Below are 18,002 nucleotides of genomic sequence, written 5' to 3' on the forward strand. Positions count from 1 at the left end.
ATAGGGCTTCCAGTTAATAGAAGGTCAAGCGGTGATATGGATTTTATTCGATTTCGCTGCAGACTCCGGTGTCTGACACAGGCCGGTTAAGACTTTGGAAAGACATTTGCACGATGGTCAGCGTCAAACGACAAGCGGAGGGTGTGTATCGACGGATGCAGTCAAGAACACTGGTGATCAAAGGAAAAGGCGGATTGGGCAACCGCATCCTGTCTGCGATCTCGGGTCTGGTTTACGCCGACCTATCCGGCCGCAAGCCAGTGATCGACTGGCGCGACGGCAGCTATGCGCCGCTTGGCGAAAACGCTTATCCGCTGCTATTCCAGTCTCCGATCGGGGGCGAAGCGATTGGGGCTGCCACAATGGATGATGGGGCCGATGTTTGCCCCCCGATCTGGGCTGGCAATCTGCATCGCCAGCCCCAAGACATGATCGACACCTATATGCCGCGGTCACATTCGAACCCGTGGGGCTATCGGCGGCTTTGCGTGGAGCTCAAGCGGTTGGACCAGACTCAGGCGGTGGCGGTCTATTGGTCTTACCTGCCAAAGCTGGGCCGCATGCGACAACACCTGCGCCGGGATGCACGCTTTGCCAAACGGGGGGAGCGCGAGGTTTTCGCCAATTATCTTGGCCGCTATTTTACCCCCAACGCACGGGTCCGCCATGCGCTATCGCACATGCGCCCCACGGCAAAACTGCCAAGCATCGGGGTTCATATCAGGTTCACCGATCGAAAAATCCCGCTTGGCCCGGTGCTAAAGACCCTGGAGCAGCTGAAGGCCCGCCATCCGAACGCAACCATCTTTCTTGCGACGGACAGTGCCGAAATCGAGGATCGTTTGAAGCGTGCTTTCGACAAGGTCATAACCCATCCCAAACGGCTAGGCCTTGCCGGCGCGCGGTTGCATGGGCCGGATACAACATGCAACCCGCTGCAAGAGGCGGAAAATGCCCTGATCGACATGTGGCAATTGTCGCGTTGTGATCACCTGATCTATTCCCGCCGCTCGACCTTCTCTGTCACCTCCGGCTACCTGGGGCGTTTTGCCCCTGCGCGTATCCACGATGTCGAACGGTATTCTCCGACGCTTTGGGCGAAGGAACTGTTGCAACGCTATGCTTGATCATACCCCCGCAACCATGTCTTGCGGGCGGCCCAGACCGCCGCCCAATGCGCCGCCCGCGCCCGTCTTTGCGCATTGCGCGAAGCCACGAACGGCCGCGTGGCCAAATACCGCAGCGCCGACCAAAGCCACATCAGAAAGACCCCAGCCCCCTGTTGCCACGCAGGCCAGTGATCGCGGACCATTGACGCACGCGATGTCATCACCGCGATCGCCTTTGCCTCTGTCACCGTGGTAGAGGCCCCGACATGATGCACGATCTGCGCCTTCGGCGTGATCAGCGGCTGATACCCTAAGTGAATCGCGCGCAGGCAAAGATCGGCATCCTCGCCATACATGAAATATTTCTCCGAAAAGCCGCCCAGTTGATGCCACAAGGAACGGTCGATCAACAGAAAACACCCCACAACGATATCGACAGGGCGCACAGAATCCCGCGGCCAGCGCCCGTAGGCTTCGGGGTTAAACACCGCGCTGCGCGGAAAAGCAGTGCTGAGCCCGATCGCTTTGAACAACAGGCTGGCCACAGTGGGCCGCGCCCAACAAGACGCGATGTTAAGCGACCCGTCAGCAAAAATGGTGCGCCCACCCCATATCCCCGCCTGCGGATTTTCGCGCGCAAAGGCGACGAGTTGATCGACCGCATCTGTATGAAGTTCGGTATCAGGGTTCAGTAACAGTAAATAGTCGGAACAACACTGCTGCGCGACAAGATTATTCGCGCGCGCGAAGCCCAGATTCTGCGCCGAGCGGACCAGCCGGACCTGCGGAAACGCAGCAGCTATCGCGTCAGCCGAACCGTCAGAGGAGGCGTTATCCCAAACAATACACTCAAATTGAGTCAACTGCGTATGTTCATACAGCGTTTCTATCGCCCTAAGCGTCAATTCCCGCGTGTTGTAGCTGACGATCACGACACTAAGGGCAGTCCCGCGATCAACCGTCGCCGGCTTCAGCACCCCGTCGCCCGCAACACGACACCCACGGTTGCCTTTAGTATGCGCAGATCCTCGGACAGTGACAGGGTGCTGAAGTAGTGCGTGTCGAAAACTGCGCGCTCTGAAAACCTTGCTCTGTTCCGGGATGAGACCTGCCAGTTCCCACTGATCCCCGGCCGCAGGCTTTCGTAGTGATCTCCCTGATAAAGCCCCCTTTGAGACACCAACATGGGTCGGGGCCCGACGAGGCTCATCTCTCCTCTCAGCACGTTTACGAACTGGGGCAGTTCATCCAGTGACGTGCACCGCAAGAACCGGCCCACCGTTGTGACACGGGGATCGTGGCGCAGCTTCTGGTTTTGTCGCCATTCATCCCTGGCCTTTGGATTTTGTGCTAAATAGTCTCTTAGCGAGTGTGGATCGTGGGGGTGCATTGTTCGCAGCTTCCACATCTTGAAGACCCGCCCATCTTTACCGACGCGTTCCTGGGTGAAGAACGGAGACTGCCCAGTTGCTGCCACAAGACAGGCAAGAAGGCAGATCACGAGAACCACGATCGGTGCAGATAAAATGCAAAAGACGATGTCAAAGCAGCGCTTGCCATATAGACGATAAAACTCCCGATGCAGATCGCTCCGCTGCAGGGTGTTCCCGCGTGGATAGGCTTGGCGTTTAAAGACATTTGTATGATGCACCGGAAACTCCTTCTTCGGCTCAGGCCCGGGGAAAGGTCGATGCTTCAATGGTTATGGGGACAGGCTTACTACGGGGTTAAGGAAAAACATCCAATTTGAATGACTGTGTAGAAAAGCCGTTCATCATGAGGTGTTCCAAACGCGAAGACGGCGATAAACCCGTTACACTGCATGATGTAATTTACGGTAAATTATGGTTTGCGCCGGCCACTCAGCGCAGGCGCTTGTCACAAAGCCGCGTATATGCCGCCAAGAGATGCGGTTCGGACGAAGACCATGCCAGCGCATTCACGACCCTCTCGCGCCCGGTCTTCCCCATCGCCGCTCTTAATGACGGGTCGTCGATGAGCTGTTTAATGCAATCGGCAAATCGAATCGGATCATTTGAAGCCGCGTAGAGGGAGGCCGTTTCGGCGGTGCGCCGACCTTCGGTCAGGTCGAACTGAACGACCGGTTTGCCCAGCGCCATGTATTCAACCACCTTGTTCATTGATGATATGTCGTTCATCGCATTGCAGGGATCTGGCGCAAGACCAACATCTATCGTGTTCAAAGCGTCCACCAAAGCACGGCCATAAAGTGCGCCGGTGAACGTGAAGTAACCCGTCAGCCCAAGGTCATCGACCTGACGTTTCATGTCAGGCAATGAGGGACCAAAGCCGATAATCAAAAAGTGGATATCGCGCGTGCCCGAGGCCACAAGGTGATGCGCCGCGGAAAGCAACAGATCCATTCCCTCCTGTTGTCCGATCACGCCGACATACCCAAGCAGCGTCTCTCCCTCGCGCCGATACCTCTGCGACCCTGGCCCGGGCGTAAAATCTGTTAGATTCGGAGCGGAGCGCACAACGAATATGTCGTCGTGGCATTTGCCGCCCCGTGTCATCGCGATTTCCCGAAAGCTTTCATTCGGGGATATAACCACCGATGCAGCACGGTAGCTGAGCAATTCACACTTTCGCATGACGTGGTAACCTACGCCTTGTTTATTAAACTTGGCCAAAAAAAGTTCTGGGCAGACATCGTGCTGGTCAAAAACATATAAAACGCCCTTGCGTCGGTACCACATGGCAAGAAGGCAGATCAGATCAGGTGGATTGCACCCGTGGATCGCCTGAAAAGGGCTTTGCCGCCAAATACGCCGCGCAAGCCGAAACCAATGCCAGATTGCGCTAGCATATTCCCTTGCATAGGAAACCGCGCCGCCCCCGGTTTCAGGAGCAGCGGGGTACCGGTAAATATCTACGCCTTCGCGCCGTTCAAATGGCGCAACCCATCCCTGACCCGTGGGCGAAATGATAGAGACCTGGTAGCCCGCGCGGACCAAAGTCGTCGCTTCCAGCCAGACCCGGCGATCGAGCGGCACTGGTAGGTTTTCAACCACGATCAAGATATGACGCACGGGCGGTTCGGGCATAGGTCCTTCAACATCAGAATCAGATTGGCCTCCGTTTTGGCAGCCACGGGTGAACATGAAGTTAATTCCGAAGCGCCGTCGCCCTAAGTTGTCTCCAATAGGAAACATCACCTCTCGGTTCAGCCAATTACCCAGTATTTGCATCAATCTTGCTTGATTTGGGGGCTTGCCGCGCCCTTTCGCCCCGCGTATTCCAGCACGTGGGACACCCTTCCCCAACGAAGGGCGCTTATCTGAAAGGGTAGCTACATGGCTATTACGACACCGACCTCGCGGCCCACGAATCCGCGTTTTTCCTCTGGCCCGTGCGCCAAACCCCCCGTTTATGACCTGACCAAGCTTGCGAGCGCGCCTTTGGGGCGTAGCCACCGCGCGGCACCGGGCAAAGCGAAATTGCTTGAAGCAATTGAAACCACCCGCGAAATTCTGGGCGTGCCTGCTGACTATAAGATCGGCATCGTTCCGGCGTCTGACACTGGCGCTTATGAAATGGCGATGTGGTCGTTGCTGGGCGAACGCCCTGCGGAAATGGTCGCATGGGAATCCTTCGGCGCAGGCTGGGTGACCGACGCCGTGAAACAGCTCAAGATCGAGCACACGGTACATACCGCGGATTATGGTCAAATTGTCGACATGTCGGCGTTGAACTACGACAACGACGTGTGCTTCACTTGGAACGGGACAACCTCTGGCGTGCGCGTCCCAACGGGCGATGTTATCCCTGCCGACCGCAAGGGGCTGACACTATGCGATGCGACATCGGCTGCCTTCGCTATGGATCTGCCGTGGGACAAACTGGATGTGACGACATTCAGCTGGCAGAAAGTTCTGGGCGGCGAAGCAGCACACGGCATGCTGATCCTCAGCCCTCGTGCCGTCGAGCGGCTTGAAAACTATACGCCTGCTTGGCCCCTGCCCAAGATCTTCCGCCTGACCAAAGGTGGCAAGCTGATCGACGGGATTTTCAAGGGCGAGACGATCAACACGCCTTCGATGCTTTGCGTTGAAGATTACCTGCTGGCGCTTGATTGGGCGAAATCCGTCGGCGGCCTGCAAGGTCTGATCGCGCGCGCCGATGCGAATACGGCAGCGATCACGGATTTTGTGGACACGCATGACTGGATCGAATTCCTTGCGGTTGATCCGGCGACACGGTCGAACACATCGGTCTGCCTGAAATTCAATGACGACCGGATCACAGACGGCGCAGCCTTCGCAAAAGCTGTCGCGAAACGTCTCGCGGACGAGGATGTCGCATTGGACATCGGCGCCTACCGCGATGCCCCTGCCGGTCTGCGGATCTGGTGCGGCGGCACCGTCGAAACCTCTGACATCCAGGCCATGCTGCCTTGGTTGGAATGGGCTTTCGAAGCCGAGATCAACGCTTAATTTCGGGTTCCCCGCTTGGCGATCACGCCAGGCGGGTGGCTAAACCACGCCCCCCTTCTATTCAAATAAGGAGCGCCAATCATGGCCCCCAAAGTGCTTATTTCCGACAAACTCTCGGACGCCGCCGTTCAAATCTTCAAAGACCGCGGCATTGACGTCGACTTCCAACCCGATCTTGGCAAAGACAAGGACAAGCTTGCCGCTGTGATCGGCGATTACGACGGGCTCGCCATCCGGTCCGCGACGAAAGTGACCGAAAAGATCCTCGCCAATGCGACCAACCTCAAGGTGATCGCCCGCGCCGGTATCGGCACCGATAACATCGACAAGGATGCGGCCTCGAAAAAGGGTGTCATCGTCATGAACACCCCCTTCGGCAACATGATCACCACTGCAGAACACGCGATTGCGATGATGTTCGCCGTCGCCCGCCAAATCCCCGAGGCATCGGCCTCCACCCATGCCGGCAAATGGGAAAAATCCAAATTCATGGGGGTCGAGCTTACGGGTAAAACCCTTGGCGTCATCGGTGCCGGTAACATCGGCGGCATCGTCTGCGATCGCGCCCGCGGCCTGAAGATGAAAGTCGCGGCCTATGACCCCTTCCTGAGCGAGGAAAAAGCCAAGAAGATGGGTGTCGAGAAAGTCGAGCTGGACGATCTGTTGGCGCGCGCGGACTTCATCACGTTGCACGTGCCTTACACGGATCAAACCGCAAATATCCTGTCCAAGGAAGCCTTGGCGAAAACCAAAAAAGGTGTGCGGATCATCAACTGTGCCCGCGGCGGTCTGGTCGACGAAGAAGCATTGGCCGAAGCGCTGAAATCCGGCCATGTCGCTGGCGCAGCCTTCGACGTTTTCAAGGAAGAGCCCGCGACCGAAAACCCGCTGTTCGGCCTCCCCAACGTCGTCTGCACCCCCCACCTTGGGGCCGCCACGACGGAAGCACAGGAAAACGTGGCACTTCAGGTCGCTGAACAGATGTCCGACTACCTGCTGACCGGTGCCGTCACAAACGCCCTGAACATGCCGTCCGTCACCGCCGAAGAGGCAAAGGTCATGGGCCCGTGGATCACTTTGGCGGGTCACCTTGGGGCCTTCATTGGCCAGATGACGGATGAAGCCGTGAAGGCGATCAACATCCTTTACGACGGTCAGGTGTCCGAGATGAACCTGAACGCGCTGAACTGCGCGGTCGTGGCGGGCATCATGAAACGTGCCAACCCCGACGTGAACATGGTCAGCGCCCCCGTTGTTGCGCGCGAAAAAGGCATCCAGATCAGCACCACCAATCAGGACAAATCCGGTGTCTTCGACGGCTATGTGAAAGTGACCGTTGTCACCGAGAAACGTGAACGGTCGATCGCGGGCACCGTGTTCTCGGATGGCAAACCACGCTTCATCCAGATCAAAGGCATCAATATCGAAGCCGAAGTTGGTGCGCATATGCTTTACACCACCAACAACGACGTGCCCGGCATCATCGGGACGCTGGGTCAGACCCTGGGTGCGAACGACGTGAACATCGCGAATTTCACCCTCGGCCGGTCCACCGCCAAAGGGGAGGCGATTGCCTTGCTCTATATTGACGGCCCACTGCCCGAGAAAGCGCTGAAAGACCTGCGTGATACAGGTCTGTTCAAACAGGTCAAAGAGCTCGAATTCGAAGTCGCCTAAGACCCACAGCGCATCAAAGAACCGCAAAGCGCCCCCATCACCGGGGGCGCTTTTGTTTTGCCTGCTTCCAATTGGCCTAAATCCCGGGGGAGCAGCCAAAGGCTGCGGGGGCAGCGCCCCTACAGGCTCCCCCCTACCGCTGCCCCCGACGCATCACGCGCCCGTCCAGTCCAGCACCACTTTGCCAGAGGCCCCCGATTTCATCGTCGCAAATCCCGTCTGGAAGTCGTCGGCGTAAAAACGATGGGTGATGATCTCACTCACGTCCAAGCCGTTTTCCAGCATGGCAATCATCTTGTACCACGTCTCGAAAATCTCGCGGCCATAGACCCCCTTGACGGTGATCGCCTTGAACACGATGCGCGACCAATCGACGGGCGATTTGCCCGGCGGGATGCCCAGCATCGCGATCCGCCCGCCCATGGTCATCGCCTCTACCATCTGATCCAGCGCGACCTGATTGCCCGACATCTCCATCCCGACGTCGAAGCCCTGTTTCATCTTCAGCCGCGCGATGACATCGGCAAGGTCTTCGTGACGCACGTCGACGGGGACGACATCGGCGACCTTGGCGGCGAGCTCTAGCCGGGCGGGGTTCACATCCGTGATCACCACATGACGTGCGCCGACGTGACGGGCGACCGCTGCGGCCATGATACCGATGGGGCCTGCACCGGTGATCAGCACATCTTCCCCCACCAGATCAAAGCTCAGCGCGGTGTGTACCGCATTACCAAGCGGGTCGAGGATCGCTCCGATATCGTCCGAGATCGTGTCGGGCAGCGGGACGACGTTGAACGCGGGCAGCCGCAGATATTGCGCGAAGGCACCTTGTTCATTCACGCCGATCCCACGCGTGGCGGGATCAAGGTGGAACTTGCCGGACCGCGACTGGCGCGAGGTTTTTCCGATCAGATGCCCCTCGCCCGAGCAGCGCTGCCCGATGTCCAGATCCGTGACATTCCGGCCCAGTTCCACAATCTCTCCGGCAAATTCGTGGCCGGTGATCAGCGGGACAGGCACGGTATTCTGCGCCCATTCATCCCAGTTCCAGATGTGGATATCCGTGCCACAAATCCCGGTTTTGTTGATCTTGATCAGCACGTCATCCGGCCCGATTTCCGGCACCGGCGCGCGGGTCATCCACAGCCCCTCGCGGGGTTCGGACTTACACAGCGCCTTCATTTCGTTGCTCATGACAGAACCCCACAGGCTTTGCCCGCCACCTTGAAGGCTTCGAGCGCGCGGTCGAGCTCATCGCGGGTCAGCGCGGCATTCATCTGGGTGCGGATGCGGGCCTGACCGCGAGGCACAACGGGAAAGAAAAAGCCGCTGACATAGACGCCTTCCTCGAACAGGCGCGCTGCCATATCCTGCGCCAACTGCGCCTCGCCCAGCATTACGGGGATGATCGGATGTTCACCGGGCAGAAGGTCAAAGCCGAGGTTGGTCAGCCCCTCGCGCCAGTATTTCGCGTTCTCGAACAGTTGCTTGCGACGATCATCCCCTTGTTCGACCAGTTCAAGCGCCTTGATCCCGGCCATGACAATCGACGGCGGCAGTGAATTCGAAAAAAGATAGGGCCGCGCGCGTTGGCGCAGCAGGTCGATCACCGGCTGCGGCCCTGCGATATAGCCGCCGATGGCCCCGCCAAGCGCCTTGCCCAAGGTGCCAGTCAGGATATCCACATCGACCCCGAAGTGCGCTGGCGTGCCCTCCCCCTTCGGGCCCATAAAGCCTGTCGCGTGGCAGTCGTCGACCATCACCAGCGCTTCGTATTTCTCGGCCAGTTTGGTGATTTCGGGCAGTTTCGCCAGATAGCCGTCCATGCTGAACACACCGTCGGTCGCAATCATGATAAACCGCGCGCCTTCCTCGCGGGCGAGCTTGAGCTGACCTTCAAGGTCGTCCATGTCCGAGTTGGCATAGCGGTAGCGTTTGGCTTTGCACAGGCGGATGCCGTCGATGATCGAGGCGTGGTTCAGACTGTCCGAGACAATGGCGTCCTCTGGCCCGAACAGGGGCTCGAACAGCCCGCCGTTGGCGTCAAAGCAAGCCGCGAAGAGGATAGAATCGTCTTTCCCGAGGAAGGCCGCCAGCTTTTGTTCCAGCTCGCGGTGGATGTCCTGTGTGCCACAGATAAAACGGACAGAGGCCATGCCGAACCCCTTGGGGTCCATCGCATCACGGGCAGCGGCGATGAGATCGGGGTGGTCTGCCAGCCCCAGGTAGTTGTTTGCGCAAAGATTAATCACCTGACGCCCGCCCACCGTGATCTCACCGGACTGGGGCGAGGTGATCATGCGCTCTTGCTTCATCATACCGTCCGCGGCGATGCCGGACAGGGTGGCGTTGACGTGATCTAGGTAGGCTTGGGTCATGATAGAACTCCTTTTCTCAGGCAGGTTCTATCATATCGGACACGGTTCCGAAATAGAGGAAATCCCTTATAGCGGATTTTTTCCCATATCGTGGATTCTCCCGCCATAGCCCAAACGGTTAGGCGTCCTGCACGACCAGAAAAGCCCGAACAGGACCATCTGTCGCAGCGATCCGGTGCGGGACATCTGCGGGATATCGTGCCGTGTCGCCAGCGTGGACAGTGCCGACGGCATCGCCGCTCCGCAGCTCTACCGTGCCTTGCGATACGGTCAGATGCTCGCGCGCGCCGCGGGTATGGGGCTGGCTGTCCAGCATGCCGCCTGCATCGATCAACAGTTCGTAAACCTCGTGTTTGCCAGCCTCTTCTGGGGGCGACAGGATGCGGATGCGGCAGCCGGAGCCGAGATTGTTGATCGTCGGCACCTCGGCCGCGCGCAAAACCTCGATCTGCGCGGGCGTTGGCGCGCTGTCCAGAAGGCCCGCGAAATCCACCTGTAGCGCGCGGGTCAGGTTCCACAGGGTGGCGATGGTGGGGCTGCTTTCACCGCGTTCGATCTGGCTGACCATGGACCGCGACACACCCGAAAGCTTGGCCACCGCATCAAGGCTCAGGCCCTGAGCCGTGCGCGCGGCCTTCAGGCGGGCGGGAAGTTGCGTCAGTATAGCGTCTGGATTATCCGTCATGCCGGATAGATGGGCCGCAGGGTGCCCCGCTGTCAATGGCAGGCGCTAGCTGAGCGCCTGTAAAATCGCGATAATCCCCGTCGCCGTCCCTGCCCCGACAATCGCGGAAAGGATGATCCACCGGCGGAATGCAGGACGTTGTGGCGGCGTTTCGTCTTGCTGACGGATCAACGCGTTTTCGACAAGCGCAGGCAAACGCGGGCCAAAACGGGCGAGGACCATCGCGGTCTTGCTCAGATCCTTGATCACGGCACGGGGGCCGATGGACTTAGAGATGTAGTCCGTCACGATCGGGTTCGACACTTCCCAGATGTTGATATGCGGGTTGAGCGAACGGGCGACGCCCTCGACGACAACCATGGTGCGCTGTAGCAAGATCAGCTCTGTCCGTGTTTCCATGCCGAAACGTTCCGTGACCTCGAACAGGTAGGTCAGCAGCCGCGCCATCGAAATGCGGGTCGCGTCCATGCCAAAGATAGGCTCCCCCACGGCGCGCAGGGCGCGGGCGAATTCGTCGACATCCTTGTCGGCAGGAACGTAGCCCGCCTCGAAATGCACCTCTGCCACCCGTTTGTAATCCTTGCGGATAAAGCCGAACAGGATCTCGGCATATACGCGGCGAGTGTATTCATCGATGTGGCCCATAATGCCGAAATCATAGGCGATGATATCGCCGTTCGGCGCGACCTTGAGGTTGCCCTGATGCATATCCGCGTGGAAATACCCGTCGCGCAGCGCGTGGTTCAGGAACAGCTGCAACACGCGGTCGCCAAGCGCCACACGGTCATGGCCCGCGGCATCAATCGCAGCGTTGTCGCCCATCGGGACGCCATCTGCCCAGCCCAGGGTCATGACGCGGCGGGCAGAATATTCCCATTTGATCGCAGGCAGTTGGAAGCCGGCATCACCCTTGGTGTTCGCCGCAAACTCCGACGCGGCGGAGGATTCGAGCCGCAGATCCAGCTCGCCCCGCACCACACCATCGAAATGTTCGATCACCTCCATCGGGCGCAAGCGGCGCGATCCGGGCGAGAAAAGTTCGACCATTCGCGCGGCAAGATAGAAGGCATCGACATCCTTGCGAAAGGCTTTCTCGATCCCCGGACGCAGCACTTTGACAGCGACGTCTTCCTGCGTTTCGGCGATGGTGGCGCGGTGCACCTGCGCGATAGAGGCAGCGGCGACGGGCTCGCTAAAATCAGAGAATATCGCATCGACCGGCAGGCCGAGCTCTTTTTCGACTTCTGCCTTGGCCTGTTCGATGGAAAACGGCGGCAGCTTGTCTTGCAGCACGCGCAGTTGCACGGCCAGCTCGTCGCCCACAACATCGGGGCGGGTAGAGAGCACCTGACCGAACTTGATGTAGGCCGGGCCAAGCGCGGTGAGCGCACGGGTCGCGGGCGGCATGGACGGGTCACCGGCATAGCCCAGAAACTTGAACGGTTTGCCAAGCGCCTTGGCGACAAAGCGCAACGCGGGCGTTGCATCAAAGGCGTCCAGCACGACATTCATCGCGCCGGTCCGCTCCAAAGTTGCACCGGTGCGGATCAACCGCCAGATATTATGAGGTCCGCGCATGGGTTAAATCTTCCAACCAGAATGAAGCGCCGCGACCCCCAGCGACAGGTTCCGGTACTTCGCCTGCCCAAAGCCCGCGGTGCGCAGCATGCCGAGGAAGGTTTCCTGATCAGGGAAGTTGCGGATCGATTCCACGAGGTACTGATAGCTATCGCGGTCGTTCGCGATCATCTGCCCCATGCGGGGGATGACGTTAAAGCTATAAAGATCATAGGCTTTCTGCATCATAGGATTGGGCAGCTGGCTGAATTCAAGCACCATGAGACGCCCGCCGGGACGCAGCACGCGGTAGGCTTCGTTCAGCGCTTCTTGGGGGCGGGTGACGTTCCGGATGCCAAAGCTGATGGTATAGACGTCAAAGGTATTATCCTCGAACGGCAGCGCCATGGCGTCGCCGACGACCCAATCAAGGCTATCGGCCATCGCTGCGGCCTCTGCCCGTTTGCGCCCTTCGACCAGCATCGGTTCGGTCAGATCCAGCACGGTGGCGTGGCCCGATCCGGCACGGCCCAGAAACTTGAACGACACATCGCCGGTCCCCCCGGCGACATCCAGCAGCTTTTGACCTGCGCGCGGTGCCAGCCAATCCATCATCGCCTCTTTCCAGACGCGGTGGATGCCGACGCTCATCACATCGTTCATGATGTCGTATTTGCTGGCCACAGAGTTAAAGACACCCTGCACGCGCCCGGCCTTGTCGCTTTCGGCTACGGTTTCAAATCCGAAATGAGTGGTTTTGTCGCTGTCGTTTGTCATGGGGTCTTGTAGTCCTTTGATCTGCACCTTTGTTATAGGGCGCGAGGGGGCAGGTACAATGCGCCCCTTTTGTCACAGGGGAAACAACCATGCCTGAGTTGCCAGAGGTCGAAACAGTACGTCGCGGTCTATCCCCCGTGATGGAGGGTGAGGTGATCGCCCGCGCCGAGGTAAATCGCCCCGATCTGCGCTGGCCTTTCCCCCCAGATATGGCGGCACGGCTGACAGGACAACGGGTGACCCAGCTGCGGCGGCGGTCAAAATATATCCTCGCCGATCTGTCGTCGGGGGAATCGCTGCTGGTGCATCTGGGGATGTCGGGGCGGATGCTGATCTCGGGCGATCCATTGGGGCAGTTCGTGCATGACCACCCCGCCCCCGAAAAACACGATCATGTGGTGTTTCATATGGGCAACGGTGCGCGGGTGACCTTTAACGACCCGCGCCGCTTTGGCGCGATGGACTTGTTGGACACTGCAAGCGCTGACAGCCACAAGTTGCTGTCATCGATCGGGCCAGAGCCTTTGGGCAATGACTTCCACGAGGACCATCTGATTGCCGCGCTCAAGGGCAAGAATACCCCGATCAAGACTGCGCTGCTGGACCAGCGGATCGTGGCGGGGCTGGGAAATATCTATGTCTGCGAAACCCTTTACCGTGCGGGCATCCACCCCGCGCGCAAGGCGGGGCGGATCGCGGCGAAACGGGTGGGCGGCTTGGTCCCGATCATCCGCGATGTGCTGAACGAGGCGATCACCGCAGGCGGGTCTACTTTACGCGATTTCAAACGCGCGGACGGTGAATTGGGCTATTTCCAGCACAGCTTTGACGTGTACGGCCGCGAGGCAGAACCCTGCCGCAGTGAAGGCTGCACCCATCAGATTGCGCGAATCGTCCAGTCGGGGCGGTCTTCCTTCTACTGCCCGCAATGCCAAAGATAACTTGAAACACCCCACCCCCGTGGTATGCACATCTTTCAAAGCGTAACAAACGAGAGCATTCTTGATGGCTTATGAAACGATCACGGTCGACGTCGACAACCACATCGCGCTTGTCACGCTGAACCGTCCCGATGCGATGAACGCACTAAATGACCAGCTGATGACCGAGCTGGCCGATGCGTTGAAATCGGCTCAGGAAAACGAAAAAGTCCGCTGCATCGTGATCACCGGCTCGGAAAAGGCTTTTGCCGCCGGTGCCGATATCGCCATGATGCGCGACAAAAGCTTCGTCGATGTCTTTGCCGGTGACCTCTTCACCCCCGAGACAGACCAGATCATGCGCGTGCGCAAACCCATCATTGCTGCTGTGTCGGGCTATGCCCTTGGCGGCGGCTGCGAACTGGCGATGATGTGTGACTTTATCATCTGTTCCGAAAGCGCCAAATTCGGGCAGCCTGAAATTAACCTTGGCGTTGTCGCAGGTATTGGCGGCACGCAGCGCCTGACCCGCGCCATCGGCAAATCCAAAGCGATGGACATGAACCTGACCGGCCGCTTCATGGATGCCGCCGAGGCAGAGCGTGCGGGCCTTGTATCGCGCGTCGTCCCCGTCAAGAAACTGATGGAAGAAGCCATGGCCGCCGCCGCCAAGATCGCCGAGAAATCGATGATCTCGACCATGGTGGTAAAGGAAGCCGTGAACCGGTCGTTCGAAGTGCCCCTGCGCGAGGGCCTGCTGTTTGAGCGTCGTATTTTCCATTCGCTGTTCGCGACGGAAGACCAGAAAGAAGGCATGTCCGCCTTCCTTGAAAAGCGCGAAGCGCAGTTCCGGGACAAGTAAATGGCTTTGCGGGTTTGCATTGCGCGTCGGGTTGGACTATAGGCAGCCCTAATACATGCGCGTGCAGCCCGCTCTGGCTAGAATCACCTTATCGGATATCGGTTCCGGTCGTTGGGTTTGTGTCGCGTATTTGCAATTTGAACATACCCAAGATGAAGGCTGATCCTCATGGCAAACACACCTCAGGCTAAAAAACGCGCCCGCCAGAACGAAGCACGTTTCCAAATCAACAAAGCACGTCGTTCGCGCATCCGTACCTTCCTGCGCAAAGTCGAAGAAGCCATCGCATCCGGCGACAAAGAAGCAGCAACTGCCGCTCTGCGCGCCGCTCAGCCCGAGCTGATGCGCGGTGTGACAAAAGGCGTTTTCCACAAGAACACAGCCTCGCGCAAAATGTCGCGTCTGGCGTCGCGGGTCAAAGCACTGGGCTAAGCCTGGTTGACCTAACGTCATATTTCACAACTTAAAAGCACCGCTTCGGCGGTGCTTTTTTTGTTTCTGTAGCACTCGCATCACGGGAATGAGATTCTTTTGCACCAATCTCTGAGTCAAGTTTGAAGATGTGTTGTATCAGTCCGACCGAGATTGCTAACACTATCAAACGCGATTCACTTCGCTTGGGGGGACAGGCCCGAACGGTTCGAGATATTTGCTAGAATATCGAACAGCCGCCGGGGAAATTTGGATGGTCTTGCTAGGGGCCACCTGACGTCTGCAGATGCTGCTGCCAGCACATTTGCCCTGTCTTTTTAAAAACGACGAACGGTGTGTTCGGCAGCGACGTTTGGCGATTTGCTTCGCCAACGCACGCGTCAGGCATGCCTTATGTAAAAATGTCCGAAGGACGGCGGGCCGGTTCTCTGTGTGGGACCGGGTAAACGGTCTGTTGTCTTTTGACTGGGTAAAATAGCGTTTCAGTATGTGCTGAAGCGATCAAAGAATGGGACGGCAGGGCGCATGATGCAGGCAGAATGGACGACAATTCGGGACCGGCTTTTAAAGACGGTTGGACAGAACAACTTTACCACCTGGATTGACCCGCTGACTGTTGGCCCCATCGAAGACGGCATTTGCACGTTGTTCGTACCGACCAATTTCTTTGGCAACTATGTCAGCCAGAACTTCGCCGATCTGCTGCTGCATGAAATGCAGTCCGAAGACATCAGCATCAGCCGTCTGAAATTCGCGGTCGCCCCACAGGACAAACCCGCCGCCATTGATCCTGCCCCAGCCCGCCCCAAGCCCGCCGCCGCAGCCCAGCCTGCGAACAGCCAGATCAACGCCGCCCCGCTTGACGCCCGCTTTAGCTTTGACAACTTTGTTGTCGGCAAACCCAACGAACTGGCCCACGCCGCCGCACGTCGCGTTGCCGAAGGTGGCCCCGTCACCTTCAACCCGCTGTTTCTTTATGGTGGTGTCGGCTTGGGCAAAACCCACTTGATGCACGCCATCGCGCAAGAGCTTCAGGTCCGCAAACCCGAACTGAACGTGCTGTATCTGTCGGCTGAACAATTCATGTATCGCTTCGTGCAGGCGCTGCGTGATCGCAAGATGATGGACTTCAAGGAAATCTTCCGCTCGGTCGACGTGCTGATGGTGGACGATGTTCAGTTCATCGCGGGCAAGGATAGCACGCAGGAAGAATTCTTTCACACGTTCAACGCCCTCGTGGATCAGAACAAACAGATCATTATTTCCGCAGACCGCGCCCCGGGCGAGATCAAGGATCTTGAGGACCGCGTAAAATCGCGTCTGCAATGCGGTCTGGTCGTTGACCTGCATCCGACCGACTACGAACTGCGTCTTGGCATTCTGCAAAACAAAGTGGAAACGCAGCGCAAGAACTACCCCGGTCTTGAGGTCGAAGCTGGTGTGCTCGAGTTCCTGGCGCATCGCATCACCACCAACGTCCGCGTGCTGGAAGGCGCGTTGACCCGTCTGTTCGCCTTTGCGTCGCTTGTCGGCCGCGAGATCAACATGGACCTGACGCAGGATTGTCTGGCCGACGTGCTGCGCGCCTCTGAACGCAAAGTCAGTGTCGAAGAGATCCAGCGCAAAGTGTCCGAGCATTACAACATCCGCCTCAGCGACATGGTCGGCCCCAAGCGTCTGCGCAGCTATGCCCGCCCGCGTCAGGTCGCCATGTATCTGTGCAAGAAAATGACCAGCCGATCGTTGCCCGAAATTGGCCGCCGTTTTGGCGGGCGCGACCACACGACCGTGATGCACGGCGTGAAACGCATCGAAGAGCTTAAACAGAACGACGGTCAGATCGCCGAAGATCTGGAACTGCTGCGCCGCTCTCTCGAGGCTTAAGAGCACCAGCTTGCACAGAAGACACGCGAAGGCCTTGACGGGCCTTCGTTTCGTGCTGAAAAGTCAACAAAACTCTTGTGAATACATTGGTATCGGGTAGTTTGCCCTCCCGGACTGCCGGAATGGAGATGGCATATGAAATTCAGCATTGAACGCGCCGCGCTGCTTAAGGCCGTATCACAGGCCCAATCCGTGGTAGAGCGCCGCAATACCATCCCAATCCTCGCCAACGTGCTGATCGAGGCCGAAGGCTCTGACGCGTCGTTCCGCGCGACCGATCTGGATATCGAAGTGGTCGACAAGGCCGCGGCGCAGGTCGAACGTGCCGGTGCGACCACGGTTTCCGCGACCACATTGCATGAGATCGTGCGCAAGCTGCCAGATGGCGCGTTGATCAGCCTGACCGCCGACAGCGCCGCGGGGCGTCTGACCGTCGAAGCAGGCCGGTCCAACTTCTCGCTCGCGACACTGCCGCGCGAAGATTTCCCCGTCATGGCGACTTCTGAATACCAGTCGAACTTCAAGGCCCCTGCCCCCGTGCTGCGCCGTCTGTTCGACAAATCCAAATTCGCCATCTCGACCGAAGAAACACGGTACTATCTGAACGGCGTTTACATGCATATTTCGGACAGCGAAGGCAGCAAGGTGCTGCGGTGCGTTGCCACCGATGGCCACCGTCTGGCCCGCATCGACGCGCCCATGCCCGAGGGTGCCGCCGAAATGCCCGGCGTGATCGTGCCCCGCAAAACCGTGGGCGAGCTGCGCAAGCTGCTGGACGACGACGATATGGAAATCGCCGTTTCCGTGTCCGAGACCAAGATCCGCTTTGCCACACCTGACATCACTCTGACCTCCAAGGTCATCGACGGGACGTTCCCCGACTACACCCGCGTGATCCCGCAGGGCAACACCCGCAAGATGGAAGTCGACGCCAGCGATTTCACCCGCGCCGTGGACCGTGTTGCGACCGTAAGCTCCGAACGGTCCCGCGCCGTCAAGCTGCAACTGGACGAAGATCGTCTGGTGCTGTCCGTCAACGCGCCTGACAGCGGTGCCGCCGAGGAAGAACTGGTCGTCGCCTATGCCGACGAACGGCTGGAGATCGGGTTTAACGCGAAATACCTGCTTGAGATCGCAAGCCAGGTGGATCGTGAAAACGCGGTGTTCCTGTTCAACTCCTCCGGTGATCCGACGTTGATGCGCGAAGGCAATGACATGTCTGCGGTCTATGTCGTTATGCCGATGCGTGTGTGACGCTGAC

Annotated in this window: 16 protein-coding genes; 8 read left to right on the forward strand and 8 right to left on the reverse strand. The window is 58.5% G+C overall.

The features are described 5' to 3' along the window. The first annotated feature begins 173 nt into the window (after positions 1-173). A complete protein-coding gene (locus ACTRWK_RS03965; protein WP_289081610.1) occupies positions 174-1,127 on the forward strand; it encodes a NodZ family protein in 954 nt (317 codons plus the stop codon). Here ACTRWK_RS03965 and ACTRWK_RS03970 read toward each other — a convergent pair. The 3 genes from ACTRWK_RS03970 to ACTRWK_RS03980 form a co-directional block, all read right to left on the reverse strand. Further along, a complete protein-coding gene (locus ACTRWK_RS03970) occupies positions 1,118-2,086 on the reverse strand; it encodes a glycosyltransferase family 2 protein (protein WP_037941149.1) in 969 nt (322 codons plus the stop codon). The two genes, ACTRWK_RS03965 and ACTRWK_RS03970, sit on opposite strands and share 10 nt — an antisense overlap. After that, positions 2,080-2,760, reverse strand: a complete 681-nt coding sequence (locus ACTRWK_RS03975; RefSeq protein ID WP_037941146.1) for a sugar transferase — start codon at positions 2,758-2,760, stop codon at positions 2,080-2,082. The genes ACTRWK_RS03970 and ACTRWK_RS03975 overlap by 7 nt, the downstream gene beginning before the upstream one ends. Positions 2,761-2,971: 211 nt before the next feature. Next, positions 2,972-4,321, reverse strand: coding sequence for a glycosyltransferase family 4 protein (locus tag ACTRWK_RS03980; RefSeq protein ID WP_235183664.1), 1,350 nt, complete (start codon positions 4,319-4,321; stop codon positions 2,972-2,974). Positions 4,322-4,426: 105 nt separating this feature from the next. On the opposite strand from ACTRWK_RS03980, the gene ACTRWK_RS03985 reads away from it, so the two are divergent. Next, complete coding sequence (locus ACTRWK_RS03985) at positions 4,427-5,566, forward strand: phosphoserine transaminase (protein WP_009825416.1); 1,140 nt, start codon at positions 4,427-4,429, stop codon at positions 5,564-5,566. A gap of 81 nt (positions 5,567-5,647) precedes the next feature. After that, complete coding sequence (gene serA / locus ACTRWK_RS03990) at positions 5,648-7,243, forward strand: phosphoglycerate dehydrogenase (protein WP_009825417.1); 1,596 nt, start codon at positions 5,648-5,650, stop codon at positions 7,241-7,243. 153 nt (positions 7,244-7,396) lie between these two features. Here serA and tdh read toward each other — a convergent pair whose 3' ends face one another. From tdh to ubiE, 5 genes are all read right to left on the reverse strand, one after another. Continuing rightward, complete coding sequence (gene tdh, locus ACTRWK_RS03995; RefSeq protein WP_289081609.1) at positions 7,397-8,440, reverse strand: L-threonine 3-dehydrogenase; 1,044 nt, start codon at positions 8,438-8,440, stop codon at positions 7,397-7,399. Then, on the reverse strand, positions 8,437-9,624 hold the full coding sequence (locus ACTRWK_RS04000) for a glycine C-acetyltransferase (RefSeq protein ID WP_132998342.1): 1,188 nt from the start codon (positions 9,622-9,624) through the stop codon (positions 8,437-8,439). Before ACTRWK_RS04000 ends, tdh begins: the two co-directional genes overlap by 4 nt. A gap of 118 nt (positions 9,625-9,742) precedes the next feature. After that, positions 9,743-10,309, reverse strand: coding sequence for a helix-turn-helix domain-containing protein (locus tag ACTRWK_RS04005; protein ID WP_009825419.1), 567 nt, complete (start codon positions 10,307-10,309; stop codon positions 9,743-9,745). 45 nt (positions 10,310-10,354) lie between these two features. After that, on the reverse strand, positions 10,355-11,887 hold the full coding sequence (gene ubiB, locus ACTRWK_RS04010; protein ID WP_037941134.1) for a 2-polyprenylphenol 6-hydroxylase: 1,533 nt from the start codon (positions 11,885-11,887) through the stop codon (positions 10,355-10,357). Between the two features lie 3 nt (positions 11,888-11,890). Continuing rightward, positions 11,891-12,643, reverse strand: coding sequence for a bifunctional demethylmenaquinone methyltransferase/2-methoxy-6-polyprenyl-1,4-benzoquinol methylase UbiE (ubiE, locus tag ACTRWK_RS04015; protein WP_289081608.1), 753 nt, complete (start codon positions 12,641-12,643; stop codon positions 11,891-11,893). An 89-nt stretch (positions 12,644-12,732) separates the two neighbouring features. Between ubiE and mutM the strand changes: the two genes are divergently transcribed. From mutM to dnaN, 5 genes are all read left to right on the forward strand, one after another. Continuing rightward, positions 12,733-13,584 carry a bifunctional DNA-formamidopyrimidine glycosylase/DNA-(apurinic or apyrimidinic site) lyase gene (mutM, locus tag ACTRWK_RS04020; protein ID WP_037941132.1) on the forward strand — a complete coding sequence of 284 codons (852 nt, stop codon included), beginning with the start codon at positions 12,733-12,735 and terminating at the stop codon, positions 13,582-13,584. A gap of 64 nt (positions 13,585-13,648) precedes the next feature. Then, positions 13,649-14,425, forward strand: coding sequence for an enoyl-CoA hydratase (locus ACTRWK_RS04025; RefSeq protein WP_005850125.1), 777 nt, complete (start codon positions 13,649-13,651; stop codon positions 14,423-14,425). A gap of 168 nt (positions 14,426-14,593) precedes the next feature. Next, entirely contained in the window at positions 14,594-14,857 is a 264-nt protein-coding gene (gene rpsT, locus ACTRWK_RS04030; RefSeq protein WP_005850127.1) for a 30S ribosomal protein S20, read from the forward strand. 525 nt (positions 14,858-15,382) lie between these two features. Continuing rightward, positions 15,383-16,741 carry a chromosomal replication initiator protein DnaA gene (gene dnaA, locus ACTRWK_RS04035; RefSeq protein WP_289081607.1) on the forward strand — a complete coding sequence of 453 codons (1,359 nt, stop codon included), beginning with the start codon at positions 15,383-15,385 and terminating at the stop codon, positions 16,739-16,741. Positions 16,742-16,876: 135 nt separating this feature from the next. After that, positions 16,877-17,995: a DNA polymerase III subunit beta gene (dnaN, locus tag ACTRWK_RS04040; protein WP_462843799.1), complete on the forward strand. Its 1,119-nt coding sequence runs from the start codon at positions 16,877-16,879 to the stop codon at positions 17,993-17,995. The last annotated feature ends 7 nt before the right edge of the window (positions 17,996-18,002 follow it).

Source organism: Sulfitobacter sp. G5_S2_6_S6, from assembly GCF_054968505.1.